Origin of the sequence: Bradyrhizobium sp. 22, from assembly GCF_000482425.1 — a bacterium.
Classification (GTDB): Bacteria; Pseudomonadota; Alphaproteobacteria; order Rhizobiales; family Xanthobacteraceae; genus Bradyrhizobium; species Bradyrhizobium japonicum_B.
On record NZ_KI519399.1, the window covers coordinates 3,410,396 to 3,426,273 of the forward strand.

The 15,878-nt window shown below is 64.2% G+C and carries 13 protein-coding genes; 9 read left to right on the top strand and 4 right to left on the bottom strand.

All coding sequences use genetic code 11. The annotated features are described in order from the left end of the window. Window positions 1-440: 440 nt before the first annotated feature. Genes K410_RS0117450 through K410_RS0117460 form a run of 3 tightly spaced genes read right to left on the bottom strand, consistent with a single transcriptional unit; the run spans window position 441 to window position 4,009 of the window. Window positions 441-1,466 carry an ABC transporter permease gene (locus K410_RS0117450; protein WP_028136090.1) on the bottom strand — a complete coding sequence of 342 codons (1,026 nt, stop codon included), beginning with the start codon at window positions 1,464-1,466 and terminating at the stop codon, window positions 441-443. An 11-nt stretch (window positions 1,467-1,477) separates the two neighbouring features. Next, entirely contained in the window at window positions 1,478-2,980 is a 1,503-nt protein-coding gene (locus K410_RS0117455; RefSeq protein WP_028136091.1) for a sugar ABC transporter ATP-binding protein, read from the bottom strand. Between the two features lie 6 nt (window positions 2,981-2,986). Beyond that, a complete protein-coding gene (locus tag K410_RS0117460) occupies window positions 2,987-4,009 on the bottom strand; it encodes a sugar ABC transporter substrate-binding protein (RefSeq protein WP_028136092.1) in 1,023 nt (340 codons plus the stop codon). 749 nt (window positions 4,010-4,758) lie between these two features. Between K410_RS0117460 and K410_RS0117470 the strand changes: the two genes are divergently transcribed. The 8 genes from K410_RS0117470 (at window position 4,759) to K410_RS0117505 (ending at window position 13,754) form a co-directional block, all read left to right on the top strand. Further along, the gene (locus K410_RS0117470) at window positions 4,759-5,145 is read left to right on the top strand and encodes a DUF2946 family protein (RefSeq protein WP_049820071.1); all 387 of its coding nucleotides are present in this window, start codon (window positions 4,759-4,761) and stop codon (window positions 5,143-5,145) included. A 93-nt stretch (window positions 5,146-5,238) separates the two neighbouring features. Continuing rightward, window positions 5,239-7,644: a TonB-dependent receptor family protein gene (locus tag K410_RS0117475; RefSeq protein ID WP_028136094.1), complete on the top strand. Its 2,406-nt coding sequence runs from the start codon at window positions 5,239-5,241 to the stop codon at window positions 7,642-7,644. Window positions 7,645-7,670: 26 nt separating this feature from the next. Beyond that, a complete protein-coding gene (locus K410_RS0117480; RefSeq protein ID WP_028136095.1) occupies window positions 7,671-8,882 on the top strand; it encodes a sialidase family protein in 1,212 nt (403 codons plus the stop codon). Beyond that, window positions 8,879-9,376: a TlpA family protein disulfide reductase gene (locus K410_RS0117485; RefSeq protein ID WP_028136096.1), complete on the top strand. Its 498-nt coding sequence runs from the start codon at window positions 8,879-8,881 to the stop codon at window positions 9,374-9,376. The genes K410_RS0117480 and K410_RS0117485 overlap by 4 nt, the downstream gene beginning before the upstream one ends. Window positions 9,377-9,404: 28 nt before the next feature. Beyond that, window positions 9,405-9,941 carry a copper chaperone PCu(A)C gene (locus tag K410_RS0117490; RefSeq protein ID WP_028136097.1) on the top strand — a complete coding sequence of 179 codons (537 nt, stop codon included), beginning with the start codon at window positions 9,405-9,407 and terminating at the stop codon, window positions 9,939-9,941. 413 nt (window positions 9,942-10,354) lie between these two features. Further along, the gene (gene proS, locus K410_RS0117495) at window positions 10,355-11,674 is read left to right on the top strand and encodes a proline--tRNA ligase (protein WP_028136098.1); all 1,320 of its coding nucleotides are present in this window, start codon (window positions 10,355-10,357) and stop codon (window positions 11,672-11,674) included. 90 nt (window positions 11,675-11,764) lie between these two features. Next, window positions 11,765-13,045, top strand: a complete 1,281-nt coding sequence (locus tag K410_RS0117500; RefSeq protein WP_028136099.1) for a lipoprotein-releasing ABC transporter permease subunit — start codon at window positions 11,765-11,767, stop codon at window positions 13,043-13,045. A 7-nt stretch (window positions 13,046-13,052) separates the two neighbouring features. Continuing rightward, the gene (locus K410_RS0117505) at window positions 13,053-13,754 is read left to right on the top strand and encodes an ABC transporter ATP-binding protein (protein WP_028136100.1); all 702 of its coding nucleotides are present in this window, start codon (window positions 13,053-13,055) and stop codon (window positions 13,752-13,754) included. A 94-nt stretch (window positions 13,755-13,848) separates the two neighbouring features. Here K410_RS0117505 and K410_RS0117510 read toward each other — a convergent pair whose 3' ends face one another. Continuing rightward, window positions 13,849-14,928, bottom strand: coding sequence for a quinone oxidoreductase family protein (locus K410_RS0117510; protein WP_028136101.1), 1,080 nt, complete (start codon window positions 14,926-14,928; stop codon window positions 13,849-13,851). A gap of 111 nt (window positions 14,929-15,039) precedes the next feature. On the opposite strand from K410_RS0117510, the gene K410_RS0117515 reads away from it, so the two are divergent. Further along, the gene (locus K410_RS0117515) at window positions 15,040-15,825 is read left to right on the top strand and encodes a helix-turn-helix transcriptional regulator (protein WP_028136102.1); all 786 of its coding nucleotides are present in this window, start codon (window positions 15,040-15,042) and stop codon (window positions 15,823-15,825) included. Window positions 15,826-15,878 lie beyond the last annotated feature (53 nt).

Genomic DNA, 15,878 nt, shown 5'->3' on the forward strand with positions numbered 1-15,878 from the left:
GTCGATTGCCACGGGCTCGGTGCAACCTCTCCCGCTTGCGGGAGAGGTCGGCGCGTCCGGGCGATGCGAAGCATCGTCCCGCGCGCCGGGTGAGGGCTTTCTCCTCTTGGGGATTGTCCCATTGCGGAAGCAGCCCTCTCCCCAACCCTCTCCCGCAAGCGGGCGAGGGAGCACACCTCCGTCGTTGCGTGATCAAGCCTCATTTCGCCGCGCTTTAGGTGATCCCGGATCGCCGTTCTGCCGCCACGTCATTGCGAGCGCAGCGAAGGCACCGGCCTTTCGAAGCCGGCTGCCGATAATGACATCATACCCCTGTTTTGCCCGACGGAGCAAATCGCTTCGCTAAATCCGCAATTGTGCGTTCAGGCAAGCCATTGATTCCGCTGGCCCCGGCTACTGTGCATGGGGTTGTTTTCGCAACTTTTTGCGTTGGCGGTCGTCTACTCCGCCGCCTTCTCCCTCAAGCGCTGCGCGTAGACGTTGATGACCAGCGCCGCCAGCAGGATCAGGCCGCGGATCAGGATCTTCAGGAAGCTGTCGATGTTGACGTGGTCGAGGCCGTTGTTGAGCACGCCGAGCACGAACAGTCCGACGATGGTGTTGCCGATGCCGCCGCGGCCGCCGAACAGGCTGGTGCCGCCGACCACGACCGCGGCGATGGAGTCGAGCAGATAGGTGTCGAACTCGTTCTGCTGCGCGCTGCCGAAATGGGCGACGCCGAGCATGCCGCCGATGCCGGAGCAGACCGCCGAGATCACCATCACGGCGCCGAGGATGAGCTTGACGTTGAGGCCGGAATATTCGGCCGCCTCGCGGTTGCCCCCGACCATGTAGACGTAGCGGCCGAAGCGCGTGTAGGTCAGCACCAGGTGACCGCCGAGCAGCATCAGCGCGGCGATGATGACGAGCCAGGGGATGCCGCCGATCGAGCCGGAGCCGAGCGTCGTGATCAGGCTCGGCACCTTGTAGGCGATCTGGCCGCGCACCAGCAGCGCCGAGATGCCGGCGGCGATCTGCATCATCGCCAGGGTCATGATGAAGGAGGGGATGCCGATCACGGTCAGCCCCAGCGCGTTGACGAGGCCGAGCAGGGCGCAGAGCAGGATCGACAGGATGATCGCGACCGCGCCGGGCAGTGGCACGTTGGCGATGTTGACGTAGGATTCCTGCAGCGTGAAATAGGCGACCGCGATGCCGGTGACGTTGGCTATGGCGGCGATCGACAGATCGATCTCGGCGCAGAGGATCACGAAGGTGAGGCCGACGGCGATGATGCCGGTGATCGATACCTGTGTCAGGATGTTGCCGAGATTGTCCAGCGTCGCGAAGGAGGGGCTGGCGAAAGCGAAGAAGGCGGACAGGAAGATCAAGGTGAGGAACGGCGCGATGTTGCGCATCTGGGAGCGCAGGAAGGGCGCAAGGCCCCGCGGCCGCCGTCCTGTCGCCAAAGCCGTGTCGCTGCTCATGTGCTTCTCCGTCACGCCGCTTCCAGCAGGCGGTCCTTGCTGACCGGCTCGTTCTTGAATTCCCGCACCAATGCGCCGCGCTTGAGCACGAGGATGCGGTCGGCCAGCGACAGCACCGTTTCCGGCTCGGTCGACAGCACGATGATCGCCAGGCCCTTGGCGCGGAGGTCGCGGACGATGTTGATGACGTCGTTCTTGGCGCCGACGTCCATGCCGCGGGTCGGCTCGCACAGCACCAGGAGCTTGGGCGGATAGGTCAGCCATTTCGCCAGCGCAACCTTCTGCTGGTTGCCGCCGGAGAGCATGCCGAGGTCGAGACCGACCACCGGCGGCCGGATCTGGAGCTGCTCGACCTGACGCCTGGCGATGTCGCGCTCCTGCGCCGGCTTGAGCAGCAGCGCGGAGATGCGATCGAGGATGCTGATCGAGATGTTCTTGTAGACCGGCTCCTGATGAAACAGCATGTCGCGCCGGCTCTCCGGCACCAGTGCCACGCCGGCGCGCCGCGCCGCCGCCGTGCTGGCGAAGGTTTTCGGCGTGCCGCCGACGACAAGCGTGCCGCTGTCCGGCTTCAGCTTGCCGAACAGGATGCGCGACAGCTCCTGCTGGCCGCAGCCCATGAAGCCGTAGATGCCGAGCACCTCGCCGGCACGCGCCTCGAACGAGACGTCCTTCAGGCTGCGGGACAGCGAGAGCTGGTCGACCTTGAGAACGACCTGGCTGTCGCTTGGCCGCGGCAGCATCAGATCGTCGGTGTAGCTGTGCTCGAGCGCTTCGCCGCCGCGACCGATCATGGCCTCGATCAGCGAGCCCTTGCTGGTTGCTGCGCTCGCGGTCTCCGCGACCTTCCGCCCGTTGCGGAACACGGTCACCGTGTCGGAGACGAGTAGGATGTCCTCGATGAAATGCGAGATGAAGACGATGGCAGTGCCTTGCTCGCGCAGCCGCCTGAGCGTTGCGAACAGTCGCTCGACCTCGGGCGGGGAGAGCGCGGAGGTCGGCTCGTCCAGGATGACGATGCGGGCGCCGGAGAACAGCACGCGCGCGAGCTCGATCAGCTGCTGCAGCCCGATCGGGAGGTCGCCGAGCCGCGACATCGGATCGACGTCGATGCCGAAGCGGGCAAGCTGCTCGCCGGCCTCGCGGGCCATCCGCCGCCATTGCACGAGGCCGAGGGCGTTGGTCGGCTGGTTGCCGAGGAAGACGTTCTCGGCCACCGTGAGGTCGGGCGCGACGGAGAGCTCCTGGTGCACCATGGCGATGCCGGCCGCGTGCGCATCGCGGGCCGAGCGGAAATGCGTCTCCACACCGTCGATCAGGAAGCGGCCGGAGAATTCGGTGTGCACGCCGGCGATGATCTTCATCAGCGTGCTTTTTCCGGCGCCGTTCTCGCCGACGAGACCGTGGATCTCGCCGGGATGGAGCGCGAAGTCGACACCACGAAGTGCTTCGACGCCGCCGAAGCTCTTCGTGATGCCCTGCAGTTCAAGGATGGGCGAACGACCCTCGGACATGAAAGTTCAGATCAGGAAGTGATCCTGCATCCACTGCATCCCGGCGGCGTTGGCCTTGGTCACGACCGGGCCGTCGGTGACGACGTTCTTCGGGATTCCCTGTCCGCTCTTCTCGCCGCCGACCACGGCCGAGACGCCCGCGATGATGGCGCCGCCATGGATGCGGCAGGACGGATTGCGGACGGTCGCGAACATGCGGCCTTCGCTCACCGCTTGAATCGCCGGCGGCATGGCGTCGACGCCGCCGATCAGGATGTTGGTGCGGCCCCGCGCCTTCATGATGTTGGCGGCGGCGAGCGCCATGTCGTCATTGTGGAAGAACGCCGCGTCGATCTGCGGATATTTGGTCAGGTAGGTCTCCCAGAGGCGGGCGGTCTTCGACACGTCCCAGTCGGCCGGCTGGGTGTCCAGCACCTCGATGCCCGGGAATTGCTTGACCACCGAGTTGAAGCCCTTGGCGCGTCCTTGCGCGCCGGTGTGGCCGAGCGCGCCCTGCGTCATGATGATCTTGCCCTTGCCGCCCATCGCGTTGCAGAGGGCCTGCGTCACCGAGGCGCCCATGAACTCGTTGTCGGGCGCGAGGAAGGAATGGACGTTGATCTGGTCGAGCGGGGCGATCAGCGTGTCCATGTCGATCACCGGCGTGCCGGCGTCGATCATCTTCTGCACCGGCTGGGTGAGGGTGCCGATGCCGAAGGCCTGGATCGCGACGAAGTCCCATTTCTGCGAAGCCATGTTGTCGATCGCGGCGCGTTGCTTCACCGCGTCGAGCTGGCCGTCGAACCAGGTGACTTCGACGTTGAACAGCTTGCCCCAGAATTCGGCGGCCTGCTTGCCCTGCGCGCACCAGGTGGCCTGCAGGCCTGCGTTGGAGAACGCCGCCTTCAGCGGCTTCTCGCTTCGCCCGGCCGCGGCGGCCAATGCGGGGTTCATGCCCATGCTGCCGAGGAGGGCAGCTCCGGCGCCGGCGCCCGCGGCCGCCTGAAGAAGATCGCGCCTCGTCGTCGAGAAATCTTTCGTCCCGGACATCGCTCGCTCCCATAATATTTGTCGTCGGCGCGTCATTGGTTGCGCTACCGATGGCCGAAAGTCTCTCGCAAGAGTTGTTCGCACTCAATCTGCAATCAGGTGCCGCGTCGTCGCGGGACGATCTCGCACGTGATCAGCCGGAAATGTGAGGCGCTCGGCGAAATTGAGAATCGCTTCCATCGTCAGCGCGAGCACCAGACGTCGGAGATTGGCGTGAGATCGGCGCAGCGCGAGGCGGCACGTTCGAAGCAATCTTGGATGGATGAGAGGCCGCGTTCATGGACAGTTCAGCCGCGCGGACAAAAAAAGAGCGGGGCCCTGGCCCCGCTCAAAAATTGTGTCGACCCTATTATCCCCGATTCTAAGATTTGCTCTTGATTGGCGGGGCGACGCTGCATTTTGCGCGTCAGGGGCTCCTCCCGAGACTTGGACCACCAGACTTCGACCTCGCGGCCAGCCTGAGCAAGGGGGATGCTAGATCAACTTTTCTCACTTGTCATCATTTTCGGCAACGAATGTTCAAAATTCGATCAGTGGACGAAATGATCGGGCGCCACGGCGCGCAAGTATATGACAAATAAAAGAAATCTGTGGAGAGCGGCGCCGTTTGACCTGCCTCAAATGGTCTCCCCGGTCCTATGCCGGTTATCCAGGTCACGATTTCCGAGAAATTTGCGCTGGGCCAAGAAGGGAGGCGGAACTGGCCTCGACTTAGGGCTTGGTGCGGTGTTTAGTTAGCAGGCGAACGAATGGTTCGGCGGATGCGCGCTCGGCTACAAAAATTCCTGCCTCTGGTCCTGCTCGCTTTGGCGATGCAGGTGCTGGCGCCGATTGCCGCCTGCTGGGCGACCGGCTTGGCCATTGCCGATCCGCTGTCTGCCGCCGTCATCTGCCATAGTGCGAGCGAGCAGGGCGGCCTGAACGATCAGACCGGCGTGCCGACAGCGCATGCGGGCGCTTGCGCCCTGTGCTGCCTGGCCCAGGCCAACGCCTCGCTCGATTCGCCGACGCCTGCGGCATTCTCGATTCCCGTCCGCCATGCCGAGCGGGTGGTGTGGCATCCGGTCGATGCGTTTGCCATCGCCGCTCCAGAGGGTTCGAGCGCTCAGGCACGCGGCCCGCCTCAATTTTCCTGACGTAGCGACAAACCGAACCGTTGGTGCGCCATTGCTGTGCCGACGGCGTGCTCAATGGACCGGCCGACGTGCCGGATGTCAGGAATCTAGGAAATGTTACGCATTCGTGCGATCGGGCGCGCGGGCTTGCCCGTGCTTGTCGGACTGGCGTCGCCGATCGGTTCAGACGCGCTGGCCCAGCCAGCCTCGGAAGCGATCCCCGCGGTGACGGTCGAAGCGCCGCAGAGATCCCGTCCCAAACCCATCATCCGGCCATCGCGACTGCGCGCCAGTGCGACGGCCAACACAGCGAGACCGGTCGCGCAGAACGCGACCGATGGTAGCCAGCAGCAAAACAACACGAGGAGCGCCGGCGAGGTGCGGGCTGGCCTCAACCAGTCGCCGGCCGGACAGACCGCGACCACCATCGATCGCGGCCAGTTCGACAATCGCCCGTCGTTCTCGGTCAGCGACGTCTTGCGGGACAGTCCGGGCATTTCGATCAAGCAGGGCAACGGTCCCAGGGATTTCGGCATCTCGATTCGGGGTTCCAATGCCCGCAACGGTTTCGCCATCCGCAATCTCGTGATCTTCGAGGACGGCTTCCCGGTGACGCAGCCGGACGGCCTGTCGCGCAGCGACCTGATCGATCCCCACGCCTATGGCGCGATCGACGTGATCCGGGGGCCTTCGTCGGCGCTCTACGGCAATTACGCGACCGGCGGCGCGCTCAATTTTCGGACGCGCCCGGGCGGCACGATCGACGGCGTCGAATATGGTGTGGACGGCGGCAGCTATGGCTATCTCAACAATTACCTGGCGGCCGGCAAGAAGGTCGGGAATTTCGAGGGCTCGCTGTTTGCGAGCGATGTGCGGGGTGACGGCTATAGCGGCAATAGCTGGTTCAATACGCAGACCGTCAACTTCCTCGGTACGCTCAAGGCGACGCCGGACGACCGCTTCACGGTCAAGATCATCAACAACGATCTCAGCGCGCGACTGCCGATCCGACAATCGCTGAACCAGTATCATCTCAACCCGTTCCAGCAGGGATGTGCGACCGGTGCCACCGCCGCGCCGGGATGCGGCACGGTCAGGCTGTTCAACAACGGCTTCAACGCCACAGCCGGGACCGACACGGAGACGGCCCTCCAAGCCGGGCTCGGCCGCAACGATCGCCGGACCATTGTCGGCGGCCGGTGGGAGCACGATTTCGACAACACCATGACGTGGCGCAACCAGTTCGTCTTCGACGACCGAAACATCAGCCAGCCGACCGGTACGACCGGCTCGATCGGAGATTTTCCGTCGTACAATTACATGAGCGACCTGACCAAGCGCGGCGAGCTTCTTGGCCTGGAGTCGACCACGTTCTTCGGTGCGTTCTACAACACCCTGACGGCGTCGAGTGACACGCGGAACGTGATGCCAGGGGGCAATGCGACGCTCGGCAGGCTCTCGCGCAATCTCTTCAGTGAAACGACCAATTATGGCGTGCGTGCCAGGCAAGAGGTCAGGCTGACGACCTCGCTGACGGCGATCGCCGGCGTCGGCTGGGAGACCACTGTGCTGAAGGGGACGAATACGGCCTATGCGTATGCAGGTCCTACCGGTATCACCACAACGACCCTCACGACGGCGGACCGGCAATTCCAAAATGCTGCGCCGGAATTGGCACTCCTCTACAATCTCAACAATGAGTGGCTGTTCCGCGGACGGGTCGCGACGGGATACGGCACGCCGCAGGTTTCGGATCTCTTCGTTCTTCCGACCGGCTTGTCAGGCAATAACACCCAGCTTCAGGCGCAGAGGAATCTCGGCTACGATCTCGGTTTCGACTGGACCCCGAACAACACGCTCAAGCTCAGCGCGACCGGCTTCTACGAGTTCTTTCGCAACGAGATCGTCAGTCAGGCGACGCCTGCGGGCTCACCCAACACGACTTACACGTTCAACGCGCCGCGATCGGAGCACCGCGGCATCGAGCTTGCCACCGACTGGACGTTCTATCCGGGCTGGCGGTTCATGGCGGCGTACACCTATCTCGACGAGGTCTATACCGAATATGTCGAGAACATCACCAATGGCGCGGTGTTCAGCTTCAACCGCGCCGGCAACAAGATCCCAGGAATATCGCCCAACGAGCTGACGGCCCGAATTGGCTACGACGAGTTCGCCGGGCCGCTGGCAGGGCTCGGTGGTTTCGTCGAGGTCCAGTGGAAGGACTCCTTCTACATGGACAACGCAAACCTGCTGAAGGCGCCGGGCTATGAGCTGGTCAATGTGAACGTTCACTACAAGACCGACCTGATGTCCCACACCTTCAGATCCCTGAACTTGTTTCTCGAGGTCAGAAACGTGTTCGATCGCACCTACATCGCCTCAGCCAACAACATCGCCAACACCGTCACCGGCGCAGGCCTTCAAAATCCTGCGAGCGTGCTGGCAAACACGACGGGATCGATCTATGCGGGCTCGCCGCGCACATTCGTTGCGGGTATGAAGGTGGCATTCAGATGATCCGGACTCTCTCCGCGAACAGGGCCATGATGCGAACTGGCCTGATTACCATCGTCGCGCTCGCATTCGCGCATGATCCAGCGCTCGCACAGATGCGAGCTCCGCCCGCATCTGAAGCGGCCTGTGAGCAGCCGACGCTGCGCTGTGCGACGAAGGCGACGCCGGCCTTCGGTCCGGATGGGACCTTGTGGCTGGTCTGGATGGCGGGAGGGCAGGTCTCTGTCGCAAGCTCGCAGGATGAGGGGCGCAATTTTTCGGCGCCGACGCAGGTCACGACGAAGCGCTTGAACCTCGATTGGGGGCCGGATGCGCGGCCGAAGATCGTGATCGATCGCAACGGCGGCGTCGCGCTGACGTTCTCGACCTTCAGGGACGAGGCCTTCAACGGAGAAGTGCTCTACACGCGCTCGGCCGACGGCGGAAAGAACTTTGCGGAGCTGAAGCCCATCACCGCCAACCACCAGAGCCAGCGGTTCGAGGCGCTGGCGCTCGATCAGGATGGAACGGTCTTTGCTGCTTGGATCGACAAGCGCAATCGTGTCCCTGCGAAAGAGGCGGGGCGAAAGTACGAGGGCGCGGCGCTGTTTTTTGCCGCCTCGCGCGATGGCGGCGCCAGTTACACGGAGGCCAGTCTCGCGCGCGACGGCACCTGCGAGTGCTGCCGTTTGGGGCTGGCATTCGCCGCGCCCGGGCGGCCGGCCGTGATCTTCAGGAATATTTTCGACGGCGGGGTGCGCGATCATGCGGTGATGACCTTCACCGACGTTGCAACGCCCGGTGAGATCCACCGGGTCAGCACCGACGATTGGCAGATCAACGCCTGCCCGCATCACGGGCCGAGCCTCACAATTGCACCGAACGGGACCTATCATGTGGTCTGGTACACGAACGGGAAGGCGCGAAAGGGATTGTTCTACGCGCATTCCCGCGACGAAGGCCGCACCTTCTCCGCGCCCATGGCGCTTGGGCAGCCGGGCCGCAACCCGACGCGGCCCTTCGTGCTGGCAGGCCCTGCGGGGACGGTGATGGTCTGGAAGGAGTTCGACGGCGAGAGGACTTCGGTGCAGATGACGATCTCCCGCGATGATGGCGAGACCTGGTCGCCGCCGAAGACGATATCGAGCACGAGCGACACCTCCGATCACCCCTTGCTCGTCTCCAACGGCACGAAGACCTACCTGTCGTGGATGACGAAGGCGGACGGCTATCGGCTGACAGCTATCGAGGACAAGCCATGAGATTTCGATTTGCAGGCATTGCGAGCCTTGCCGTTCTGATCGCGTCAGCGGCGGCGCTGGACGCATCTCCGGCCCTGAAGCCGTTCGAACGCGGCACCTGGCAGGGCGTCCTGAAGGGACACGCCGGCCGCCCCGTGCTCGTGCATTTCTGGGGCGTGACCTGTGGCCCCTGCAAGATCGAGCTTCCGCTGCTGGGGCAGTTCGCCAAGGATCATCCTGACGTCGACGTCGTCACGGTCAGCGCCGATCTCGTGCCAAACCTGCCGGCGGCGACGCAAGCGATGCTCGACAAGGCGGGTCTGTCGTCGACCGAGAACTTCATCTTCAACGACGGCTTCGTCGAGCGCCTGCGGTTCGAGATCGACCCGACGTGGCAAGGCGACATCCCCAGGACCATGCTCATCTCTCCGGAAGGAACCATCACGACGATCGAAGGCTCGGCCGAGATGGCCGATCTCGAAAAATGGTCGTCGCAACAACGCTCCAAACACTGAACCTCAAATCTGCAAAGGGAATACCGACATGAAGACAATCTCGAAAAACGTGCTGCTCGCCGCGTTCGCTCTCGCGATCTCCGCAACGCCGGCAATCGCCGACGACGTCAAGGCCGGCGATCTCGTCATCTCGCAGGCGTGGAGCCGTGCGACCCCGGGCGGCGCAAAGGTCGCCGGCGGCTATCTCGTCATCGAGAACAAGGGGACGGCGCCGGACAGGCTGGTCGGCGTCTCCGCCGATATCGCCGGCAAGTCCGAGATCCACGAGATGGCGATGGACAACGGCGTGATGAAGATGCGCGCGCTCGACAAGGGATTGGTGGTCGAGCCCGGCAAGACCGTGAAGCTCGCGCCCGGCGGCAATCATTTGATGCTCCAGGAGCTGAAGGGTCCGCTCAAGCAGGGCGACAAGGTACCGGTGACGCTGCAATTCGAGAAGGCCGGCAAGGTCGCGGTCTCCCTCGACGTCCAGGGCGTCGGCGCGCAGGCTCCCGGCGATGCCGGTCATTCAGGTCACATGGACATGAAGAAGATGCCGGATCATTCGGGAATGAAGATGAAATGAGGCTGATCCGGGCTTTCGAAAGGCCTGATATGCCGAACTGATCCCGACTGTTTCTGGTTGCCGCGCTCGCCGCCTTCCGGGGCGGCGGCGCACATGTCCCTCGACACCAAGCAAGCGGAGGTGGGCGCGGCGTCCCACAAGCTGTTCGCTCCATTGCGGAGGGCTCGCCAACACCGTCAGCTGTTGGATCGAGATCCTGGTCGAGGGGTAGGGCATTGTTCAAGGGCAAGCTGGCCGCGCCGGACGTGAAGCTGCTGTCCCTTCCTGCGTCTGAAGTTCGCGCTGAACTTGAAGTCCGACGGAAAAATGACAGGAATTCCGTTGCCTTAGCGGCTTTTCCTCATTCCCGGTCTTGTATTTTTGCCCTCAATCCGGTTTCACTGCAACCGATCACTGATTCCCAGAGTATTGTCATGCGGTTGTCGCGGTTCTTTCTGCCCATCCTGAAGGAAAATCCGAAAGAGGCGGAGATCGTCTCGCATCGGCTGATGCTGCGCGCCGGCATGATCCGGCAGGAGGCGGCTGGCATCTACGCCTGGCTGCCGCTCGGCTTCCGCGTGCTGAAGAAGATCGAGCAGATCGTGCGCGAGGAGCAGGACCGCTCCGGCGCGATTGAGGTTTTGATGCCGACGCTCCAGCTGGCCGATCTCTGGCGCGAGAGCGGCCGTTACGACGCCTATGGCCCGGAGATGCTGCGCATCGCCGATCGCCACAAGCGCGAGCTGCTGTACGGGCCGACCAACGAGGAAATGATCACCGAGATCTTTCGCGCCTATGTGAAGTCCTACAAGAACCTGCCGCTCAATCTCTATCATATCCAATGGAAATTCCGCGACGAGCAGCGTCCGCGCTTCGGCGTGATGCGCGGCCGCGAGTTCCTGATGAAGGACGCCTATTCGTTCGACCTCAACGAGGCCGCGGCGCGCGTCGCCTACAACAAGATGTTCGTCGCCTATTTGCGCACCTTTGCGCGGATGGGGTTGAAGGCAATCCCGATGCGCGCCGAGACCGGCCCGATCGGCGGCGACCTCAGCCACGAGTTCATCGTGCTGGCGGAGACCGGCGAATCCGGCGTCTTCATCAATCGCGACGTGCTGGACCTGCCGGTGCCGGGCGAGGATGTCGACTACGAGAGCGACCTGACGCCGATCATCAAGCAATGGACCTCACTCTACGCCGCGACTGAGGACGTCCACGATTCCGCGCGCTTCGAGCAGGAGGTGCCGGCGGACAAGCGGGTCAACACCCGCGGCATCGAGGTCGGGCAGATCTTCTATTTCGGCACCAAATATTCCGAGCCGATGAAGGCGCTGGTGGCGGGCCCCGATGGCGTCGACGTGCCGATCCATGGCGGGTCCTATGGCGTCGGCGTCTCCCGCCTGTTAGGTGCCATCATCGAGGCCTGCCATGACGATGCCGGCATCAAATGGCCGGAGGCGGTGGCGCCGTTCCGCGTCTCGATCCTCAACCTCAAGCAGGGCGATGCCGCGGTCGATGCGGCCTGCGAGAAGCTGTATGGCGAGCTCACCGCCAAGGGTGTCGACGTGCTCTACGACGACACCGACCAGCGCGCCGGCGCCAAGTTCGCCGCCGCCGACCTGATCGGCATCCCCTGGCAGATCATGATCGGGCCGAAGGGGCTCGCCGACGGCAAGGTCGAGATCAAGCGGCGGAGTGACGGCTCCCGCGAGACCATGTCGCCTGCGGACGCGGTCGCAAGACTTGTGGGCTGATCGGGCTGGTCGGCTGAATATTGTTCATCGCGCGATATCGCGGCCGCCAATCCGGCCACAATTGACCCCGAATCATGGGATTATCGAGCGATGGATGAGACCATGACCGAAACCGTGCAGACCGCGCCTTTTGCGCCATTCGAGTGGATGCTGTCGGCGCGCTATTTGCGGGCGCGCCGCAAGGAGGGATTCATCTCGGTCATCGCCGGGTTCTCCTTTCTCGGCATCATGCTGGGTGTGGCGACGCTGATCATCGTCATGGCGGTGATGAACGGCTTCCGCAAGGAGCTGCTCGACAAGATCCTCGGGCTCAACGGCCACATCCTGGTGCAGCCGCTGGAATCGCCGCTGACCGACTGGAAGGACGTCGCCGACCGCCTCAGCCAGGTCGGGGGCATCCGGCTCGCCGCGCCCGTGGTGGACGGCCAGGCGCTGGCGTCGTCGCCATGGAACGCTTCGGGCGTCCTGGTGCGCGGCATCCGCTCCGACGACCTCAACAACCTCACCTCGATCGCCAAGAACATCAAGCAGGGCTCGCTCGAAGGCTTCGACGAAGGGCAGGGCGTGGCGATCGGCCGGCGCCTCGCCGACCAGCTCTCGCTGCATGCCGGCGACAGCATCACGCTGGTGGCGCCGAAGGGCGCGGTGACCCCGATGGGCACGACGCCGCGCATCAAGCCCTACAAGATCGTCGCGGTGTTCGAGATCGGCATGTCCGAATACGACCTCGGTTTCGTGTTCATGCCGCTGGCCGAAGCGCAGGCCTATTTCAACCGCAGCAACGACGTCACCTCGATCGAGGTGTTCACCACCAATCCCGACAGGATCGACGCCTTCCGCAAGGCGGTGACGGAGGCCGCGGGACGTCCGGTGTTCCTGGTTGATTGGCGGCAGCGCAACTCGACCTTCTTCAACGCGCTCCAGGTCGAGCGCAACGTGATGTTCCTGATCCTGACCATGATCGTGCTGGTCGCGGCACTGAATATCGTGTCCGGCCTGATCATGCTGGTGAAGGACAAGGGCAGCGACATCGCGATCCTGCGCACGATGGGCGCCTCGCAGGGCTCGATCATGCGGATCTTCCTGATCACCGGCGCCTCGATCGGCGTGGTCGGCACGCTGGTCGGCTTCTTCGTCGGCCTCGTCATCTGCCTCAACATCGAATCGATCCGGCAATTCCTGTCCTGGCTGACCTCGACCGAGCTGTTCTCGCCGGAACTCTATTTCCTGTCGAAGCTGCCTGCCGAAATCGACATCGGCGAGACCACGGCCGTCGTCATCATGGCGCTGACGCTGTCGTTCCTGGCGACGCTGTATCCGTCGTGGCGCGCCGCGCGCCTCGATCCCGTCGAAGCGCTGCGGTACGAGTGAGGGGCTGATGGAGCAGCAGGGGGCTGACGATGTACCGGTCATTTATCTCCACGAGATAAAGCGGCAGTACTTGCAGGGCGAGGTGCCGCTGACGATTTTGGACGGCGCCAAGCTGGCGCTGTGGGCCGGTCAATCGGTCGCGCTGGTGGCTCCCTCGGGTTCCGGCAAGTCGACGCTGCTGCACATCGCAGGGCTGCTCGAGGCGCCGGATTCCGGTGAGGTCTATGTCAACGGCGCGCCGACCTCGCAGCTGCCCGACATCGAACGCACCCAGTTGCGCCGCACCGATATCGGCTTCGTCTACCAGTCGCACCGGCTGTTGCCGGAGTTCTCCGCGCTCGAGAATGTCATGCTGCCGCAGATGATCCGCGGCCTGAAGAAGTCCGAGACCGTCAAGCGTGCCAAGGAGATCCTCGGCTATCTCGGCCTCGGCGACCGCATCACCCATCGCCCCGCCGAACTGTCGGGCGGCGAGCAGCAGCGCGTCGCGATCGCGCGCGCGGTGGCCAATGCGCCGCGGGTGTTGTTCGCGGACGAGCCGACCGGCAACCTCGATCCGCACACCGCCGACCACGTGTTCCAGGCCCTGATGCAGCTGGTGAAGGCGACCAAGGTGTCGATGCTGATCGCCACCCACAACATGGAGCTCGCCGGCCGCATGGACCGGCGCGTCTCGCTGTCGAACGGCCAGGTCATCGAGCTCGACTAGTAAAAATTGCGAAAACAACCCCATGCACAGTAGCCAAGTGCCTGACGGGACTTGCGAAAAAAATGGGCGGCGGCGCTGCCCGCGCCCTTAGGCCTCAGGGCCGGATCACGGTCAATTTGAACGGCCCGCCATTGGCGGCGGCGTGCGCCACGGCCTCGTTGGCGTGGTCGAGGTCGAAGGAAGTTGCCTCGTACTCCTCCAGTCTCAGCAGTCCTGCACGCACCAGCGCGATCAGACGGCTCGCGGCATCCGGCGGGTACATCCAGACGCCGTGGATGCCGATGCAGTTGCGCATGATCCAGGGATAGGGCAGCTCGAGCCCCGCGCCGCCGGCCATGCCGACGCCGCCCATCAGCGCGACGCGTCCATAGGGGCGCACCGTCATGATCGCGGCCCGCACCACGGTCGGGCTGACCGAGGGCGGCATGATGTCGAGCACGCAATCGATCGGCGAGGACGCCGCGCGCTTCATCGCTTCGCGGTCGTGATCTTCATGGCCCGTGAGGATGACCGGTTGCACGCGGCTGCCGAAGCGGCGGACGAGGTCGGCGAGGATTTTTTCGTTGCGGCCCGGCGTGACCACGCAGGCCGCGCCCATCGCGAGGGCCACCGAGACGGCGGCGCTGCCGAAATGACCGGTGGCGCCACTCACCAGCACGGTCTCGCCGGGCTGAAGGTTTGCGGCGAGGAAGCCTCCGTAAGGCACCAGCAGCGTACCCAGCGCGCACCATTGCGTCGCGTCCTCCGACGCGATCGGCCCGAGGGGTTTGGCGTTCTCCGTCGGCACGCGCATCTGCTCGGCAAACGAGCCGTGGCGAAAATGCTGTTGCAGGCGCATGCCGCCGGCCCCGGCAGCGGTGAGCCCTTGCAGCGCGATGTCGGGCGCCACCGCGTCGTCGCGCGAACGCACTGTCGGATCGCAGAACACCCAGTCGCCGACGCTGAGCCTGGTTGCGTCCGGGCCGATTGCGCGCACCCGGCCGATGCCGCCGGGGCCCGGGATGATCGGCAGGTCGAGTGCGTAATTGCGCGTCCCGTCGAAGACTTCGTTCATGTAGGACAAGACGCGCGTGGCGACGACATCGACGATGATCTCGCCGGTGCCGAGCACCGGTTCGGGGACATTCTCGATCGCGAGTGGCGACCCGAAGGATTTGAGCACGGCAGCTTTCATGATGTTCACCTCGAAGTCGGATGATGCCGATATGCGCCGCCTTGGAAGAGCCATGAAGGCCTGGTATTATCCTAGTATTCCGGAAACCCTCCATCCGCGGGAGCGACAGCGATGGCCGACCCACGCCGCGTCGAGTTCGGCGATTTCCTCAGGTCCCGCCGCGAGAAGCTGTCGCCGAAGACCGTCGGGCTTCCGGCAGGGCGCCGCCGGCGCACCGCGGGGCTGCGCCGCGAGGAGGTCGCGCAGCTGGCCGGTATCGGCGTCGACTGGTACATCCGCCTCGAGCAGGGCCGCACTGTCAGCCCGTCCGTTACCACCATCGACGCGCTGGCCCGTGCGCTCCGTCTGAGCAAGGCCGAGCACGCCCACCTGAAGGCATTGGCGCGTGATGGCGCCAGAGGTGCGTTCACGCGCGAGATCGTGCCGGCGCCGATCCGGCGGATGATCGCGAGCGTGCAACAGCCGGCCTATGTCACCGGGCGGCGCTGGGACGTGCTGGCCTGGAACGAGGCCGCCGAGGATATCTTCGCCTTCGGGCAATTGCCCGAGCAGGATCGCAATACGCTGCTGCTGGTGCTGACGAACAAGCAGATGCGAAAGTTCTACGGCGCGAGCTGGACCGACGTCGCCAAGAGCATGGTCGCGATGTTTCGCGCCACCCACGACGTCTGGGCCGGCGATCCCGCCTTTGCGGAGCTGCTGACGCGGCTGCGCCAGGGCAGCCCGGAATTCGTCAAATGGTGGGAGGCCCACGACATCCGCAGCACGATGTCCGGCCTCAAGACCATGAACCACCCGACCAGGGGCCTGCTCCGGTTCGAGCACACCAGCTTCCAGGCTAACGACGATCCCGCGCTGAAACTGGTGATCTACACGCCGGTCGAGGGTGAGGACTGATCGGCAGGCTTCAGCTTCTCCAGATCGACGGCGAGGACCACGGGGTGAATATC

Bases quoted from the DNA above. Each gene is read 5' to 3' on its own strand.
- K410_RS0117510 (WP_028136101.1), bottom strand. From the start codon at position 14,928: ATGAAAGCTGCCGTGCTCAAATCCTTCGGGTCGCCACTCGCGATCGAG.
- K410_RS0117475 (WP_028136094.1), top strand. From the start codon at position 5,239: ATGTTACGCATTCGTGCGATCGGGCGCGCGGGCTTGCCCGTGCTTGTC.
- K410_RS0117460 (WP_028136092.1), bottom strand. From the start codon at position 4,009: ATGTCCGGGACGAAAGATTTCTCGACGACGAGGCGCGATCTTCTTCAG.
- K410_RS0117490 (WP_028136097.1), top strand. From the start codon at position 9,405: ATGAAGACAATCTCGAAAAACGTGCTGCTCGCCGCGTTCGCTCTCGCG.
- K410_RS0117500 (WP_028136099.1), top strand. From the start codon at position 11,765: ATGGATGAGACCATGACCGAAACCGTGCAGACCGCGCCTTTTGCGCCA.
- K410_RS0117470 (WP_049820071.1), top strand. From the start codon at position 4,759: ATGGTTCGGCGGATGCGCGCTCGGCTACAAAAATTCCTGCCTCTGGTC.
- K410_RS0117480 (WP_028136095.1), top strand. From the start codon at position 7,671: ATGATGCGAACTGGCCTGATTACCATCGTCGCGCTCGCATTCGCGCAT.
- K410_RS0117505 (WP_028136100.1), top strand. From the start codon at position 13,053: ATGGAGCAGCAGGGGGCTGACGATGTACCGGTCATTTATCTCCACGAG.
- K410_RS0117455 (WP_028136091.1), bottom strand. From the start codon at position 2,980: ATGTCCGAGGGTCGTTCGCCCATCCTTGAACTGCAGGGCATCACGAAG.
- K410_RS0117485 (WP_028136096.1), top strand. From the start codon at position 8,879: ATGAGATTTCGATTTGCAGGCATTGCGAGCCTTGCCGTTCTGATCGCG.
- proS (WP_028136098.1), top strand. From the start codon at position 10,355: ATGCGGTTGTCGCGGTTCTTTCTGCCCATCCTGAAGGAAAATCCGAAA.
- K410_RS0117450 (WP_028136090.1), bottom strand. From the start codon at position 1,466: ATGAGCAGCGACACGGCTTTGGCGACAGGACGGCGGCCGCGGGGCCTT.
- K410_RS0117515 (WP_028136102.1), top strand. From the start codon at position 15,040: ATGGCCGACCCACGCCGCGTCGAGTTCGGCGATTTCCTCAGGTCCCGC.